This window comes from Acidithiobacillus sp. (genome assembly GCF_023229925.1).
GTDB lineage: Bacteria > Pseudomonadota > Gammaproteobacteria > Acidithiobacillales > Acidithiobacillaceae > Acidithiobacillus.
Map to the genome: position 1 here is coordinate 476,064 of NZ_JALNYM010000001.1, position 15,635 is coordinate 491,698.

The 15,635-nt window shown below is 58.4% G+C and carries 14 protein-coding genes; 8 read left to right on the forward strand and 6 right to left on the reverse strand.

Annotated features, from left to right (window positions below; translation table 11 throughout):
* Window positions 1–41: 41 nt before the first annotated feature.
* From M0P56_RS02515 to xseA, 3 genes are all read right to left on the reverse strand, one after another.
* On the reverse strand, window positions 42–815 hold the full coding sequence (locus M0P56_RS02515; protein ID WP_291508469.1) for a UDP-2,3-diacylglucosamine diphosphatase: 774 nt from the start codon (window positions 813–815) through the stop codon (window positions 42–44).
* A gap of 4 nt (window positions 816–819) precedes the next feature.
* A complete protein-coding gene (locus M0P56_RS02520) occupies window positions 820–1,332 on the reverse strand; it encodes a peptidylprolyl isomerase (protein ID WP_291508470.1) in 513 nt (170 codons plus the stop codon).
* Window positions 1,333–1,455: 123 nt separating this feature from the next.
* Window positions 1,456–2,796, reverse strand: coding sequence for an exodeoxyribonuclease VII large subunit (xseA, locus tag M0P56_RS02525; RefSeq protein WP_291508471.1), 1,341 nt, complete (start codon window positions 2,794–2,796; stop codon window positions 1,456–1,458).
* Between the two features lie 156 nt (window positions 2,797–2,952).
* Here xseA and trxA point away from each other — a divergent pair, with 156 nt between their 5' ends.
* Window positions 2,953–3,324, forward strand: coding sequence for a thioredoxin (trxA, locus tag M0P56_RS02530; protein WP_291508472.1), 372 nt, complete (start codon window positions 2,953–2,955; stop codon window positions 3,322–3,324).
* A gap of 55 nt (window positions 3,325–3,379) precedes the next feature.
* Here trxA and M0P56_RS02535 read toward each other — a convergent pair whose 3' ends face one another.
* Together M0P56_RS02535 and M0P56_RS02540 are read right to left on the reverse strand one after the other, a co-directional pair.
* Window positions 3,380–4,207 carry an energy transducer TonB gene (locus M0P56_RS02535; RefSeq protein ID WP_291508473.1) on the reverse strand — a complete coding sequence of 276 codons (828 nt, stop codon included), beginning with the start codon at window positions 4,205–4,207 and terminating at the stop codon, window positions 3,380–3,382.
* 114 nt (window positions 4,208–4,321) lie between these two features.
* The gene (locus tag M0P56_RS02540) at window positions 4,322–5,539 is read right to left on the reverse strand and encodes an MFS transporter (protein ID WP_291508474.1); all 1,218 of its coding nucleotides are present in this window, start codon (window positions 5,537–5,539) and stop codon (window positions 4,322–4,324) included.
* A 130-nt stretch (window positions 5,540–5,669) separates the two neighbouring features.
* Between M0P56_RS02540 and xseB the strand changes: the two genes are divergently transcribed.
* From xseB to clpB, 7 genes are read left to right on the forward strand one after another with little or no spacing between them, the layout of a single operon-like run.
* On the forward strand, window positions 5,670–5,918 hold the full coding sequence (gene xseB, locus M0P56_RS02545) for an exodeoxyribonuclease VII small subunit (RefSeq protein ID WP_291508475.1): 249 nt from the start codon (window positions 5,670–5,672) through the stop codon (window positions 5,916–5,918).
* Complete coding sequence (locus M0P56_RS02550) at window positions 5,915–6,835, forward strand: farnesyl diphosphate synthase (RefSeq protein WP_291508476.1); 921 nt, start codon at window positions 5,915–5,917, stop codon at window positions 6,833–6,835. Before xseB ends, M0P56_RS02550 begins: the two co-directional genes overlap by 4 nt.
* Complete coding sequence (dxs, locus tag M0P56_RS02555) at window positions 6,832–8,706, forward strand: 1-deoxy-D-xylulose-5-phosphate synthase (protein WP_291508477.1); 1,875 nt, start codon at window positions 6,832–6,834, stop codon at window positions 8,704–8,706. Before M0P56_RS02550 ends, dxs begins: the two co-directional genes overlap by 4 nt.
* A 42-nt stretch (window positions 8,707–8,748) precedes the next feature.
* Window positions 8,749–9,543, forward strand: coding sequence for a GTP cyclohydrolase FolE2 (folE2, locus tag M0P56_RS02560; protein WP_291508478.1), 795 nt, complete (start codon window positions 8,749–8,751; stop codon window positions 9,541–9,543).
* A 3-nt stretch (window positions 9,544–9,546) separates the two neighbouring features.
* On the forward strand, window positions 9,547–10,638 hold the full coding sequence (gene aroC, locus M0P56_RS02565; protein WP_291508479.1) for a chorismate synthase: 1,092 nt from the start codon (window positions 9,547–9,549) through the stop codon (window positions 10,636–10,638).
* A gap of 3 nt (window positions 10,639–10,641) precedes the next feature.
* Window positions 10,642–11,805, forward strand: a complete 1,164-nt coding sequence (locus tag M0P56_RS02570; protein ID WP_291508480.1) for an MFS transporter — start codon at window positions 10,642–10,644, stop codon at window positions 11,803–11,805.
* Between the two features lie 40 nt (window positions 11,806–11,845).
* Window positions 11,846–14,446, forward strand: a complete 2,601-nt coding sequence (clpB, locus tag M0P56_RS02575; RefSeq protein ID WP_291508481.1) for an ATP-dependent chaperone ClpB — start codon at window positions 11,846–11,848, stop codon at window positions 14,444–14,446.
* Here the strand turns inward: clpB and M0P56_RS02580 are convergent.
* On the reverse strand, window positions 14,418–15,635 hold the full coding sequence (locus M0P56_RS02580) for a glycosyltransferase (RefSeq protein ID WP_291508482.1): 1,218 nt from the start codon (window positions 15,633–15,635) through the stop codon (window positions 14,418–14,420). The genes clpB and M0P56_RS02580 overlap by 29 nt on opposite strands.

Below are 15,635 nucleotides of genomic sequence, written 5' to 3' on the forward strand. Positions count from 1 at the left end.
TGGCGCCCATGATGCTCCCTCCCGTCGCGCAAACGCCGAAATTACGGTGGACTCAGTAGCTGCAAGGACCATTGGCCGTTTTCCCAGCGCCCGATTTGTGCGCTATCGACGTCCCAGGCACCCAGCACCATGCGCCGCCCCTCCGGACGCTGCTCCCAAACGGGGCGATGGGTATGGCCGTGAATCAATATGTCATAAGTGGCACCATCCAGCGCGAAAACGCCCTCCCCGTGGAGGGCGGTGACGATGGTCTGCGGATTGGCATCGGTTATGACTGGTGCCTTGGCCTGCACTGCGCGGCTACTGCCGCGACGCAATCCGCGGGCGATACACTGGAGCCAGGCATAAGGCAGGCGGCCCAGCGTGAGTCGAGTCAACGGATGGCGAATCACCCGGCGAAAGCGCTGGTAACGATGATCGTCGCTACATAACAAGTCACCGTGGGTCAGCAGGATACGCTGATCGCCCAGTTGCAGCAGCGCCGGGTCGGACAGGGCGCGGATACCGGACTGCGCCAGAAACGCGGCATCCAGGGCAAAGTCCCGGTTACCGACCATGAGATACACCGCAGTCCCCTGCTGATGCAACCCATGGAGCAGGGCCAGGATTTCTGCATAAGGCGCTTCCGCCGCCTGATCCCGATGCACCCAGTAGTCAAACAAATCGCCCAGAATAAAAACGGCCCGCGCGGCCCGACCCTCGTGCAAACAAAAATGGCGGAAGAGGGCGGTCAGTGCGGGCTGTCCGGGGCACAGATGCAGGTCAGAGATAAACAGCACGGGGCCATTACCAAGGTCTGCACCCTGCACCATCATAGACTCAGGCCGCAGGCAGACGCTCGCCCTTGTCGATGGAGATGGTTTCTTTGGGAACGTCCTGGTGCATGCCCTGGTTACCGGTAGGAGTCTTGGCGATGTCGTCCACCACATCCATCCCGCTGACGACCTTACCAAAAACGGCATAACCCCAGCCCGATCCGGAGGCCATCTTGAAGTTGAGGAAATCATTGTCTGTCAGATTGATGAAAAACTGCGCGGTGGCGGAGTGGGGATCGTTGGTCCGTGCCATGGCGAGCGTACCCCGCGCATTTTTCAGCCCATTCTCCGCCTCATTGGCGATAGGCGCATGGACCTCTTTCTGCTGCATCGCAGCCGTAAAACCACCGCCCTGAATCATAAAGCCGGGTATCACGCGATGAAAGATAGTGCCGTCAAAAAAACCCTCGTCGACATACTTCAGAAAATTCTCGACGGTGTTGGGCGCCTTGTCGGCGTCCAGCTCAATGACGATATCACCCTTGTTGCTGTGCAGCACTACTTGCGGATTTGCCATGAACACTCCTCAGAATTCAGGGCACCAGCGCCCTGCTAGAAAAAATTCGCCACTCAGGCCAGCGGCGACGAAGGCCAAGAGTAAAGCGACAGAGCGGGCCTTGTCGATACCCGGCATGTCGCGCTAATCACTTTTTTCGAGGACCTCGCAGAGCAGGGTGCCCTGCGCCAGGGTCGCGGTAACCTGCGCATGCACCGCGACAGAGGCGCTGCCAAACACCACCTTGCCGGACGCATCGCGAAGGACGGCAAAACCGCGTTGTAGCACAGCCAAGGGATCCAGCAGACGTAAGGCTGCCGCCTGCTGCTGCTGTTGCGCCTCGACGCTGGCCAAGCGCTTGTCCATCGCCAGAATCAGCGCGGCGCGCCGGACTTCCAAGCGCTCCGTCAGATTCTGCAGGCGCTGACGCGGGTCCTGCCGCAAACGCCGCGCCTGGAGAACCTGCAGGCGTCCACTCCATTGGGCCTGCTGGCGCTGCATGGCCTGCCGTAAAGTCCCACGCGCCAGACGCAAACGGCGCTCAGCATCCCGCACCCGCTCGCCGGGATGACGCAGGCGCAGCCGCAAGTAGTCGAGACGCTGGGTCGCGTCCCGCAGCGTGCGCTGCATGGACTGTTCCAGTTGTCGCCGATGTGCCTGCACCTGCGGCAACCACTCGGCACGGTCGGGGCTCACCGCCTCCGCCGCCGCCGTGGGGGTCGCCGCGCGCAGATCACCCGCGAAATCGGCAATGGTGAAATCAATTTCATGACCGATGCCCGTCACCACCGGCACCGGGCAAGCACGAATCGCGCGCGCCACGCTTTCTTCATTAAAACACCACAGATCCTCCGCGCTGCCGCCACCACGCGCCAGGATCACCACATCCTCCTGCTGCCGACTGGCAATGCGGGCCAGCGCGGCGCAAATCTGTGCCGCCGCCTGATCGCCTTGCACCAGCACCGGATAGACCATGACCGCGAGCATCGGCCAGCGCCGCGCCAGCGTCACCCGGATGTCGTGCAGCGCCGCGCCGCTCGCCGAAGTGACCACGGCGACCCGCTGCGGCCAGCGGGGGAGGGGGCGTTTCAATTCCGGCGCAAAAAGCCCTTCGGCCGCGAGCTTGTCCTTGAGAGCGGCAAAACGCGCCTGTAAATCACCCTCACCGGCATCCAGCAATTGCTCGACAATCAACTGAAACTCGCCGCGTCCTTCATACAGGGTCGGCTGCGCCAGTATCTGCACCTGCATGCCGTTGCGGGGCTGAATCCGGGTATAGGTATTGCGCTGGCGGAACATGGCGCAGCGCACCTGCGCCCGCGTGTCCTTCAGCGAAAAATACCAATGCCCCGATCCGGGGCTACTGAAATTGGACAGTTCACCCTCCACCCTTAACAGCGGAAAATTCCCTTCAATAATCTCGCGGGCAGCGCTGTTCAGGGCACTGACCGTAAGTATCGGTATTTGCGAATTACTGATAGTCATAGCGTGCCCTCATGATTGACGAGACGGCGATCAGGAGCTCTTGACCCTGTCGCCCTCGGCGTTCTAAGGTCAGCACGATATACTTTGTAGTCATTCGGGATGGTCCGGCATGCTTTGCGCATTCCCGCGCGAACACCCACTTTAAAAGGAGTCATCATGGCCGTAATAGAACTCACGCAAGACAATTTTGAAGCCGTTGTCACCGACAACGATATGGTAATCATTGATTTCTGGGCCTCCTGGTGCGCGCCCTGCAAGGCTTTTGCCCCTACTTTTGCGGCTGCTGCGGAAAAATATCCGGATATCGTCTTCGGCAAGGTCGATACCGATGTAGAACAGGAACTGGCCGGCTCTTTCCAGATTCGTTCCATTCCGACGTTGACTATTTTCCGTCAGCAGATCGGTATCTTCTCGCAGGCCGGTTCACTGCCCGCCAGTGCGCTGGAAGAAGTGATTCAGCAGGCGCTGGCGCTCGATATGGACAAAGTCCGCGAAGAAATTGCCGCGCAGCCGGATACGATGCACTGACCGCCACATCGGTGTCGGCTCAGGTGCCAATGCGTTATGATCATGAGCGATGAGATTAACGCCAAGCCGACACATGCCGCACCCCCAGAAAATGCATGTTCAGCGGAATTTCTATTTTACGGGTTTGTTCCGCGAGCTGCTTTGAGAACGGCATATACGGGAAGGAGAGCCGGATAATCCGTTCCGCTGCCGCATCCAGGGCTTTGTTTCCCGATGACTGCTCCATGATGATGCGCTTGAGGTCTCCCTGCGGATTCAGTACGACCTTAACCTTAAGCTGCCCGACCATGTCTCCCGGGTAATTGAGATCGCCGATCCGCTCCAGTTTCTGTATCCATCCGGCGATATAGAAATCTGCCACCGGTCCCTTTGGGTTCTCAAACTTCGGTAACGGCGGGCTGGCCGTTACGGCGCGGGCCACCTGATCCATTTGTTGCTCCAGCCTGCCGATACTGATATGGGGCAACAGCTGGGGCTGCGCACTGGGAGATGCCGGTGTCAACTCTGGAGTTACGCGCTGCGTCAGAGGATGCGTTCGCGCCGGGGCCCGACGGGGTTGCGGCACCGATCGCCGTCTCGGCTGCGGGTGTGCGGCGGGCACAACCTGGTATGGCACTACCACAGGTCTGCTGGGCGGCACGATCCGGGGCATGGCGGGACTGGGCGCTTGGGGTCGACTGGGTCTCGGCATGATGCGGAAGGTCTTGTGGACCGTTGTTTGATTCGGTAACGACTGCATTTTCGGCTTCTGGATGTGTACATAGAAAAAAATACCCGCCACCATAAGCAGTGCGGAGAGCAGCAACCAGGGTAGCAGGCTCTCACTCCAGTGGGGCTTTTCTTCCGGAACCAGAAAATAAAACTTGTGTTCAGCGATAGCCAATCGTCCTAACCTCGCGGCTACGCCGCCCCACGCAATTCAACCCACCCCCGCTCTGCGGGCACTGGGCTTAAGCTTGAATCATCGACAGCCCTGAGTAAAGACGGCGCGCTGTACTCAGGCCGCCGGCTCCCGCGCACGGGGGATGTGGGGCAGAAATCCGGCCAGCACACCGAGCAAAGGCAGGAAAGCGCAGATCTGATACACCACCTGGATACTCCAGACGTCTGCCAGTTCCCCGAGCAATGCGGCACCTATGCCCCCCAGACCAAAAGCCAGCCCGAAAAACAAACCAGAGATGGTCCCGACCTTGCCGGGCACCAATTCTTGCGCGTACACCACAATGGCGGGGAAGGCCGAAGCCAGGAGGAAGCCAATGATCACCGTCAAAATAGCGCTTAGCGTCAGACCCACATAGGGCAAGGCGAGGGTAAAGGGCGCAATCCCCAGCAAAGAAACCCAAATCACCTTCTTGCGGCCAATCCGGTCCCCAATCGGCCCACCCATCAATGTCCCTGCTGCCACCGCCGCGAGGAAAATGAAAAGGTGCATCTGCGCTTCCTGGGTTACGATATGAAAGCGCTGCATCAGGTAGAAAATCAGGTAGCTGCTGATGCTGGTCAGATACAGAAACTTGGAGAACATCAGCACGACCAAAATGATAATACTGCGTCGCACCAGTGTGGGAGGCAGCAAGGGCGCCACGATCTTTGCCGCTGGCCTTTTGGGCTGACGGTGCTGATGCTGATACCAGCGCCCCACAAAAGAAAGAATCACGATGGCCAGTAACGCCGTCAGTGAAAACCACGACAGGCTGCGTTGGCCGTTAGGCATGACGAAAAAGGCGGCCAGCAATGGACCCACCGCCGAGCCCACATTACCACCCACCTGAAAAATGGACTGCGCCAGCCCGTGGCGCCCGCCAGAGGCCATCCGCGCCACCCGCGAGGACTCGGGATGGAACACCGATGAACCCAGGCCCACCAACGCCGCTGCCAATAAAAGCGTTGCATAATTCGGAGCCACGGAGAGCAACAATAGCCCGCCAAAGGTAAATAGCATGCCGAAAGGCAATGAGTACGGCATAGGATGGCGATCGGTAAAACGCCCTACCAATGGCTGAATGATGGATGCGGTCAACTGATAGGCCAGGGTAATCAACCCGATCTGCGCAAAGCTCAAATCAAAATTACTTTTGAACAGCGGATACACCGCGAGCATCAACGACTGAATGCTGTCATTGAGAAAATGCGACACGCTGATAGCGCCGAGCACCTCGAAGCGGGTGACATCGTCGGCTGCGCTCGGAGCACTCCCGACCTTTTGCAGAAACATGGCTGAAGCCTTTAAGATATGGACGGCACGGATTTTAGGGGCTGGCGAACGTACCGTCCAGTCTGAATCTTCGTTATCCCTTGCCCCGAGGACTGGGCCTAGTGTTTAATTGGCGAACATGGAAAAACGCATGAACGATAAATCGTCCCCCGTGGAAGCCCCCGCAGACTTCGCAAGCACCTTGGACGCCTTGGAAGAAACCGTTCGCCGCCTGGAAGAGGGGCAGCTGGGTCTGGAAGACTCTGTCGCCCTTTTTCAGCGCGGCATGGAACTGTCCAAACGTGCCGAGGCGCAGTTGCAAAATGCCCGGCAGACCGTGGAAATATTACTCGGAGAGGACGCGGTTTCCACTCCGCTTACTCAGGAAGAAGACGTATGAGCTTGGACGCCGCTGTGAACAATGAGAGTTTTGCGCGGTTCCGGACGCGCTCGGTACAGCGCACCGAAAGTATTCTGGGGACACTGCTGCCCGCGGCACATATACTGCCCGCGCGTCTGCATGACGCCATGCGTTACAGTACCCTGGGCGGCGGCAAGCGCATCCGTCCCTTGCTGGTGTACGCGACGGGTGCCTGCCTGGGTGTGCCACTGGAGCATCTGGACCGTCCCGCGGCGGCGCTGGAGATGATTCACGCCTATTCACTCGTGCATGACGATCTCCCGGCCATGGATAATGATGACTTGCGCCGGGGGCAGCCTACCTGCCATCGTGCTTATGACGAAGCCACCGCCATTCTCGTGGGCGATGCTTTGCAGGCACAGGCCTTCCTGGTGCTGGCTGAGCCGGGTTGGGGAGTGGCTGCCGAATGGCAGGTGCAGATGCTGGCGATTCTCGCACAGGCTTCTGGCTCACGGGGTATGGTAGGTGGGCAGGCTATTGATCTGGCCGCCGTGGGGCATGAGTTGGCTTTGCCCGCACTGGAGCAAATGCACCTGCATAAGACGGGCATGCTCATTCGCTGCGCCATACAGTTGGCGCTTTGCGCCGCAGGCATTGGTGAGAAAGAATCCACCGCTGCGGCGCTGCTGCGTTATGCCGACCGTGTCGGCCTGGCTTTTCAGGTACAAGACGATATCCTTGACGAGATTGGCGATTTGCAACAGACCGGAAAGGCGCGGCAAGGCGCGGATCGCAGCCGAAACAAGCCCAGTTTTGTTACCTTGCTCGGTCTTGTTGAGGCGCAAGGCTATGCCCGACGCCTGCTCGACGAGGCTTTGGAGGCCTTGCAGCCCTGGCAAACAGAAGCTGATCACCTCCGCGCCCTGGCGCGCCTCATTGTAGAGCGGAATAAATGAGCGATTTGTTGAAGGGTATTCCTATGCCCGCCGAGCTGCGGCAGATGTCACGCAGCGAGCAGAAAGGCGTGGCCAAAGCGGTGCGGCAGTTCCTTCTGGAAACGGTCAGCCGGACAGGTGGGCACCTTTCTTCCTGTCTGGGGGCGGTGGAACTGACCGTGGCGCTGCACGCCGTATTCAATACCCCGGACGATCGACTGATCTGGGATGTCGGCCATCAAGCCTATCCCCACAAAATTCTTACCGGACGTGGCCCGTTTTTTCCCCAGTTACGGATCAAAGACGGTCTTTCCGGTTTCCTCAAGCGCGATGAAAGCCCTTACGACAGCTTTGGCGCCGGTCACTCCAGCACTTCTATCAGTGCCGGATTGGGCATGGCGGTGGCAGCCAAACTGGGGCATAAATCGCGGGAGGTCGTCGCGATCATTGGCGATGGTGCCATGACGGCGGGCCTCGCCTATGAGGCACTGAATAACGGTGGCGTTTTGGATGCCGACTTGCTGGTCATCCTCAATGATAATGAGATGTCCATCTCACCCAACGTGGGTGCGGTGTCCCAGTACCTGACGCGAATTCTTTCGGGTCGCCTCTATAACACCATGCGCGAAGGGGCAGGGCAGGCCTTGAGTTTCGTACCGCCCTTGCGTGAACTAGCGAGGAAGGCGGAAGAGGGGGTTAAGGGGCTGGTGACGCCGGGGACACTGTTTGAGGAGATGGGATTTCATTATTTCGGCCCTATTGATGGGCACGATCTGGATGCGTTGATCCCGACTCTTGAAAACCTAAAAAAAATCAATGGGCCACGCCTACTCCATGTCATCACCAAAAAAGGGAAGGGCTACGGTCCCGCCGAGCTGGATCCTTGCGGCTATCACGGAGTGACCCCGTTTAACCGGACGGATGGCAAAATGGTCAAGAAACCCGCCGGGGCACCGAGCTACACGCAAGTGTTCGGCGACTGGATTTGCGACAAGGGGGCGGCAGAAAAGCATCTGGTCGCTATCACGCCGGCCATGCGCGAGGGCTCCGGGCTGGTGCGTTTTCAGCAACTCTTTCCCGAGCGTTATTTTGATGTGGGTATCGCTGAACAGCATGCAGTGACTTTTGCCGCAGGTCTGTCCTGTGACGGCATTCACCCGGTGGTCGCCATTTACTCCACTTTCTTGCAGCGGGCCTATGACCAGCTCTTGCATGATGTCGCCATCCAGAATTTGCCGGTGCTTTTTGCTATTGACCGCGCGGGATTGGTCGGTGCTGACGGGGCTACTCATCAGGGCGCTTTTGACATCGCCTATGCGCGCTGCATTCCTAACCTGGTCATTATGGCTCCCAAAGATGAGCAGGAGATGCACGATATGCTCAACACGGGCTTCGCCTATCAGGGGCCGGCACTGGTGCGTTATCCGCGCGGTAACGGCCTGGGCTTGGCGCTGGACCAGAATTTGTCACGGCGGATCCCCATCGGTAAGGCAGAGGTTCTGCGGGAAGGCAAGGATCTCGCGATTCTCGCCTTTGGTACTCGCGCTGCGGCAGCCATGGCGGCCGGTGAGGCCCTCGACGCTACCGTCGTCAATATGCGTTTCGTCAAGCCATTGGACACGGAATTACTGAACAGTCTCGCGCAAAGCCATCGGGCGTTCTTGACTGTGGAGGAAGGCTCACGCATGGGGGGCGCCGGTAGCGCCGTCGCGGAGTTCCTGCTCAATGAAGGCGTCGTGCGGCCCATGCGCCTGCTCGGTTTACCCGACATCTTTATCGAACAGGGCGATGGTGGCCAATGGCTTGCAGACTTTGGCCTGGATGCCGCAGGGATCGAGAAATCCGGTAAGGAATTGCTCGCATTGCTTGCCCAGTCACCGGCCGGGGCGTAGTATTTGAGCGATTCAGTCTACTATTCCCAAGAGAGGCCTGCGGTGAGAGATTGCGCGGTTGAAGTCCTGGAAGACGTACAAGGTCGCGCTGATCCGCGGGCCATTGCTATCCAGCAGGTGGGTATCCGCGCCGTGCGCCATCCCATGCAGGTTCAGGATCGTGATGGGGCGGTGCAGTCCACCGTCGCCCAATGCAATATGTACGTGAGTCTGCCTGCGCACCTAAAAGGCACGCACATGTCACGCTTCATCGATATCCTGAACACGCATGAGAACCCCTTCAGTGTGGAAGGATTCGGCGCAGTGGTAGAACAAATGCGGCAGCGCCTGGAAGCGGATTCAGCGCGGCTGGAGATGCGCTTTCCATTCTTTGTTCAGAAAGCCGCCCCCGTATCCGGTGTCAAGAGCATGCTGGATTATGAGGTGGAACTGACGGGAGAGGTTACCCCGATGGGCTATCAACTGACCGTCGGGGTGATGGTGCCCGTAACCAGCCTCTGCCCCTGCTCCAAAAGCATTTCGGAATATGGCGCCCACAACCAGCGTGCCCATGTCTGGGTTCATGTGCGCGCCCGCGAAACAGTCTGGATTAAGGACATCATTGATCTGATCGAAGCAGAGGCGTCCTGTCAGCTTTACGGTCTGCTGAAGCGTCCCGATGAAAAATATGTCACGGAATACGCTTATGACCATCCCAAGTTTGTAGAAGATATGGTACGTGACGTCGCGCTGCGACTGCAGGAAGACCCGCGCATGCAGTGGTTTTCGGTGTCTTCCGAAAACTTCGAGTCGATTCACAATCATTCGGCTTATGCCATGATTGAAGTGGAAAAATAACGCATGGCGGGAAGTAGTATCGGCGAGTGTTTCCGGGTCAGTACCTTTGGGGAGAGTCATGGCCCAGCCATCGGTTGCATTGTCGATGGCTGTCCGCCGGGCATGCCGCTCAACGAAGCCGATATCCAGATTGAGCTGGATCGCCGCCGCCCCGGTCAGTCGCGCCATACCACTCAGCGTCAGGAAGCGGATCAGGTCGAAATTCTCTCCGGTGTCTTTGAGGGTTTGACCACCGGTACGCCCATCGGACTGCTGATTCGCAACACGGACCAGCGCTCACAGGATTACAGCAAAATCAAGGACCTGTTTCGTCCTGGTCACGCCGATTATACTTACGTGCAAAAGTACGGCCGGCGTGACTATAGAGGGGGCGGCCGCTCCTCGGCGAGGGAAACGGCGACACGGGTCGCTGCCGGGGCCATCGCCCGTAAGTTTTTGCGCGAGCGTCTTGGCGTCAACATACAGGCTTGGATGGCGCAGATGGGTTCCATCCATGCCGAAGGTTTTGATGCGGCGGAAATCTCCCGCAATGACTTCTTCTGTCCTGATGCCCAGGCTGCGATCCGTATGGCCGACTTTCTCGATGCCTTGCGCAAAGAAGGGGATTCTATTGGCGCGCGGGTGGATGCGCGGATCGTCGGCATGCCGGTGGGGCTCGGTGAGCCGGTCTTTGATCGCCTGGAGGCAGATATTGCCAAGGCGATGATGAGCATCAATGCAGTCAAAGCGGTCGCCATAGGCGATGGTTTTGCGGTAGTAGAGCAGCGCGGCAGCCATCACGGGGACGCGATGACCCCCATGGGTTTTCAGAGCAATCATGCCGGCGGCGTCCTCGGCGGCATTTCTTCCGGGCAGGATCTCACGCTGTCCGTGGCCATCAAACCGACCTCCAGCATACGTATCCCGCGGCAAAGCATAAATGTGCATGGTGCGCCCGCAGAAGTGGTCACTACGGGCCGCCATGATCCCTGCGTCGGTATTCGCGCGGTCCCTATCATTGAGGCCATGCTGGCTCTGGTGATCATGGACCACTGGATGCGTCACCGCGCCCAGAACGCCGACGTGCAGGCACCACTGCCTCCCATCCCCGCCTAAAAGATGCAGGCAGATCGGGAAGGGGGCAGGCTCGCCGCCTTCTATTTCCTGTATTTTTGTGCACTGGGTGCGTTCATGCCCTACTGGGGCCCGTGGCTGCATGCCCAGGGCCAGGGCCCTCTGGCTATCGGCATCCTCACCGCGGCGGTACAGTTCAGCAAGGTGCTGGCGCCCAATCTCTGGGGCTGGCTGGCGCACTTCTGGGGAAGTCGGCGGATCGTCCCCTGGGCGGCGCTGATTGCGGCAGCGGGTTTTCTCTCCTTGTGGCTGGCCCACGGTCACTTTTTGGCCATATTGCTCATCACGCTGACTTTTTCCTTCTTCTGGGCGGCGACACTGCCTCTGGTGGACGCTACCACCATGGACTGGGCACAACGCCGTGGCACCGCTTATGGGCGTATTCGACTCTGGGGCTCCCTCGGGTTTATCGCCCTGTCACTGGTTATGGGGGGGCTGATCGCCCGCTGGGGGATGACCGCGTTTTTACCTGTTATCGCCATTTTTTTGCTGGGTGCATGGTGGGCCAGTCGTGATTTGCCCTATGGCGCGCTGCCCGCCGTCGATACACCACGGCCTCGTCTCAGCGGCACACTCCGCCATGTGAGCCTTTGGTTTTTTTTGCTGGCGGGTTTGCTGGAGCAGGCCAGCCATGGCGCCTATTACGCGTTCTATTCTATCTATGCAGAACAGCACGGCCTGGGGAGCGCCGCAGTCGGGATGCTGTGGGGATTTGCAGTGCTCTGCGAAGTGGCGTTTTTCTGGTGGGGTGATCGTCTTATTCGGCGTTGGGGTGTGCCACTGGTATTCACCAGCGCATTTATTCTGACCGCCTTGCGCTGGGGTGTTATCTCCTGGTGGCCTGGACTGATATGGATCATTCTGGTGCAGACCCTGCATGCGGCGAGCTATGGGGCCTTTCATTTAGCGGCCGTATATTGGTTAGCGGAACGCTTTCCCAGTGCGCTGCGCGGGCGCGGCATGGCTCTGTATGCCAGTATCGTTTATGGTTTGGGGGGAGGTCTGGGGGCGCTCGGAGCCGGCTGGGCCTGGGCCCAGTGGGGCGGGCAGGGCACCTTCGCCGCAGCGGCACTGCTGGCGCTTTTGGGTGCGGTTTTCCTGATCTGGGCATTACAACCACCACCACCTCTTGAAAAAGAAGCCGGATAATCCCATTTCTTGAGCAACGCCAATCTATGGGAGTCACTCCATGCGCACCGACAAACTGACCACCAAATTTCAGCAGGCTTTCCAAGATGCCCAGAGTCTCGCTCTGGCCCAGGATCATCAGCAGATGGAGCCCGTCCATCTGCTTGTGGCTTTTCTCGATCAGGAAGGTGGTATCGCCCGGCCACTCCTGGCAAAAGCCGGCGTACGGGTCGATGCCCTGCGCAATCAGTTGAACCGCGCGCTGGAGTCCATGCCGAAGGTACAAGGGCATCCGGGTGAGGTGCAGGTGGGCCGCGATCTCACCAACATGCTCAATCTGGCCGACAAAATAGACCAGAAGCGCGGCGACACGTATATCTCCACCGAACACTTCCTGCTGGCCTTGATGGACGACAAGGGCGAGACTGGGCGGCTCCTGAAAGAGGCGGGTGCCACCACCAAGGATCTGGAACAGGCCGTTCACGATCTGCATGGCGGGGAAAAAATCAATGATGCCAACGCCGAAGAGCAACGTCAGGCGCTGGAGAAATATACCATCGACTACACCGAGCGGGCCAGTCAGGGCAAGCTGGACCCGGTGATTGGCCGTGACGACGAAATCCGCCGGACCATTCAGGTATTACTGCGGCGCAGCAAGAATAATCCGGTCTTGATCGGCGAGCCGGGGGTGGGCAAGACGGCTATCGTCGAAGGACTGGCGTTGCGCTTGATTAACGGCGAAGTACCGGAATCATTGAGGGACAAACGCTTGCTCGGTCTGGATTTGGGAGCCTTGATTGCGGGTGCCAAATTTCGCGGTGAGTTCGAGGAACGCCTGAAGTCCTTGCTCAATGATCTTGAGAAGAGCGAAGGTAAAATCATTCTTTTCATTGATGAAATTCATACCCTGGTCGGTGCCGGCAAGGCCGAGGGCTCCATGGATGCAGGCAACATGCTCAAGCCGGCGTTGGCGCGCGGCGAATTACACTGCATTGGTGCCACCACACTGGATGAATATCGTAAATATATTGAAAAGGATGCGGCGCTTGAACGACGTTTCCAGCGGGTGCTGGTGGATGAACCCAGTGTGGAAGACACCATCGCCATTTTGCGCGGCCTGAAAGAGCGCTATGAGGCCCATCATGGGGTGCGCATTACCGATCCCGCTTTGGTTGCCGCAGCACAGCTTTCACATCGCTATATCACCGACCGTAATCTGCCTGACAAAGCCATAGATCTGATGGACGAAGCTGCCTCCCGCATCAAGATGGAAATCGATTCCAAACCTCAGGAACTGGATGAACTCGAGCGCCGCATCATTCAATTGAACATTGAGCGCGTGGCGCTGGAAAAGGAGAAAGATGAAGCCAGCCGTAAGCGCCTGGATATCTTGCAGGCCCAAATCAATGAGTCAGATCGCAAATATCAGGAGCTGGAAGAGGTTTGGAAAGGCGAAAAGCTGGCCATCGAAGGCACCTCACAGATTCAGAAAGAACTGGACCGAAAGCGCGTTGAACTGGACACAGCGCGTCGTGCCAACGACTTGGAGCGTATGGCGGAACTGCAATACAGCTCTATTCCGGCGTTGGAAGCACAGCTCCATGCTGCGGAAATCCACGCGCAATCAGCCGGTTCTGGCACTAAACCGACCTTGCTGCGCACCGAGGTGGGCGAAGAAGAAATCGCCGAAGTGGTCGCCCGTTGGACTGGCATTCCTGTCTCCAAAATGCTGGAAGGCGAGAAAGAAAAACTCCTCAAGATGGAGGAGCGTCTGCAGGCGCGAGTGGTGGGCCAGAGCGAAGCAGTCGCTGCGGTATCCAACGCCATTCGCCGCTCCCGGGCAGGGTTGTCTGACCCCAAGCGCCCCAACGGTTCTTTTCTCTTCCTCGGCCCCACGGGTGTCGGAAAAACAGAGTTGACCAAGGCCCTAGCCGAGTTCCTCTTCGACAGTGAAGACCATCTGGTGCGCATCGACATGAGCGAATTCATGGAGAAGCATTCGGTGGCGCGGCTCATTGGCGCGCCTCCGGGATATGTAGGTTATGAAGAAGGCGGCTATCTCACTGAAGCGGTGCGGCGCAAACCCTATTCGGTCGTATTGCTGGACGAGGTGGAGAAGGCCCACCCGGAAGTCTTCAATATCCTTCTGCAGGTATTGGATGATGGTCGGCTCACCGATGGCCAGGGGCGCACGGTAGATTTCCGCAATACCGTCATCGTCATGACTTCGAACCTCGGCTCCGACCGAATTCAGGAATTCAGCCGCAAAGGGGACTACGACGGTATGCGCGTGGCGGTACTGGACGTGGTGCAGGATCACTTCCGCCCGGAATTTCTCAACCGCATTGATGAGTTGGTCATCTTCCATCCGCTCACCGCAGTGCAGCTCCGTGATATTACCGAGATTCAGATGGGTTTCCTGCGGGCACGCCTGCACGAGCGGGATATGGATCTAGTGCTCAGTGATGGCGCACTGGATCGTCTGGCAGAGGTCGGCTATGACCCCGTCTATGGCGCCCGCCCTCTGAAAAGGGTGATTCAGCGGGAGATTGAAAACCCCCTCGCCCAGAAACTCCTGCGGGGCGACTTTGAACCCGGAGAGGTTATTGAAGTCATTCTTGAAGGAGACCGCTTTACCTTTGTCGGACGGCGCCTGCACTGAGTGTACGCCGCGAAATAGCGGCAGTACGACCGGCGATCTCAGCGTAAAACTGTGACAGGTTCTGCGCCATCTGGTCTTCCGACCATTCGCCAGCCAGTTGGTGAGCCTCCGTCGCCAGTTGCGCCCGCAGGCCATCGTCCCGGAGCAGGGTAACGCACTGGCTGGCAAGGTCCATAGGGTCATTGCGAGCGCTACGGGTACCTTTACCCAGACCGAGCAGGTCTGCACTGCCCAGCGCGGACACCCCAACCACTGGCAATCCCGCCGCCAGCGCCTCGATCAGGACCATCCCCTGGGTTTCCGTCTGGGATGGAAACACGAATAGATCAGCGGCCGCATATGCGTCTTTCAATGCCTCCTTTCGCTCCAGATAACCGAGAAAGCGTACCGAATCACCTAAACCTTGTTCTTCGACAAGAGCCTCCAACATAGGTCGCGCTGGGCCGTCGCCGGCCAGCATCAGCAACACATCCGGCATCTGCTCCAGGATATGCGGCAGCGCATTGAATAACAGCGGAATATTTTTTTCTGGTGCAATCCGACCCGCATATAGCAGGATGCGGCGTTGCCAGGTAATGCCATATTGCTTGCGGAACTCTGCGCCTTTACCCCCCGCAAAATGCTCGAGCTTCACCCCCGTCGGAATGACCCGTACGGGCTGATTGACCCCGTAGCCCCAGAGAATTTCCGCCATAGCCCGCGAAGGTACGACAACCCCATCCACTCCGTGGCATTGCCGCCGCGATAAACGTCGTACCGAGCCACGGCGCAGACCTCCGGGAATTTTTGGATAATAATGATCGACATAGGCTTCAAAGTAAGTGTGGTAGGAGAGCACGGCGGGTATGCGCCAGCGGCGCGCCAGGCGCACCCCATGATAATGAGCGATAAAAGGGGTCTGAATATGGACCAAATCGTAAGCCGCATCACTCATATCCCGACGCCGGGAGCGCAAAGCACGAAACTTCATGAAGCGCTCTTCGGGATACAGGGGAATCCGCCAGGAAGGTATACGCCATAAGGCCCGTTCATCGTCATCTGGCGCATATCTTTTGCGACCGTCATAAGCGGGAAGCAGAATATCCACTTCGTGCCCCTGACGGACCAAACCGGCACGAAAGCTTTCAATAGAACTAGCCACCCCGCTGATCCGGGGGAAATAGGTATCCGTGGTCATCAGTATGCGCAA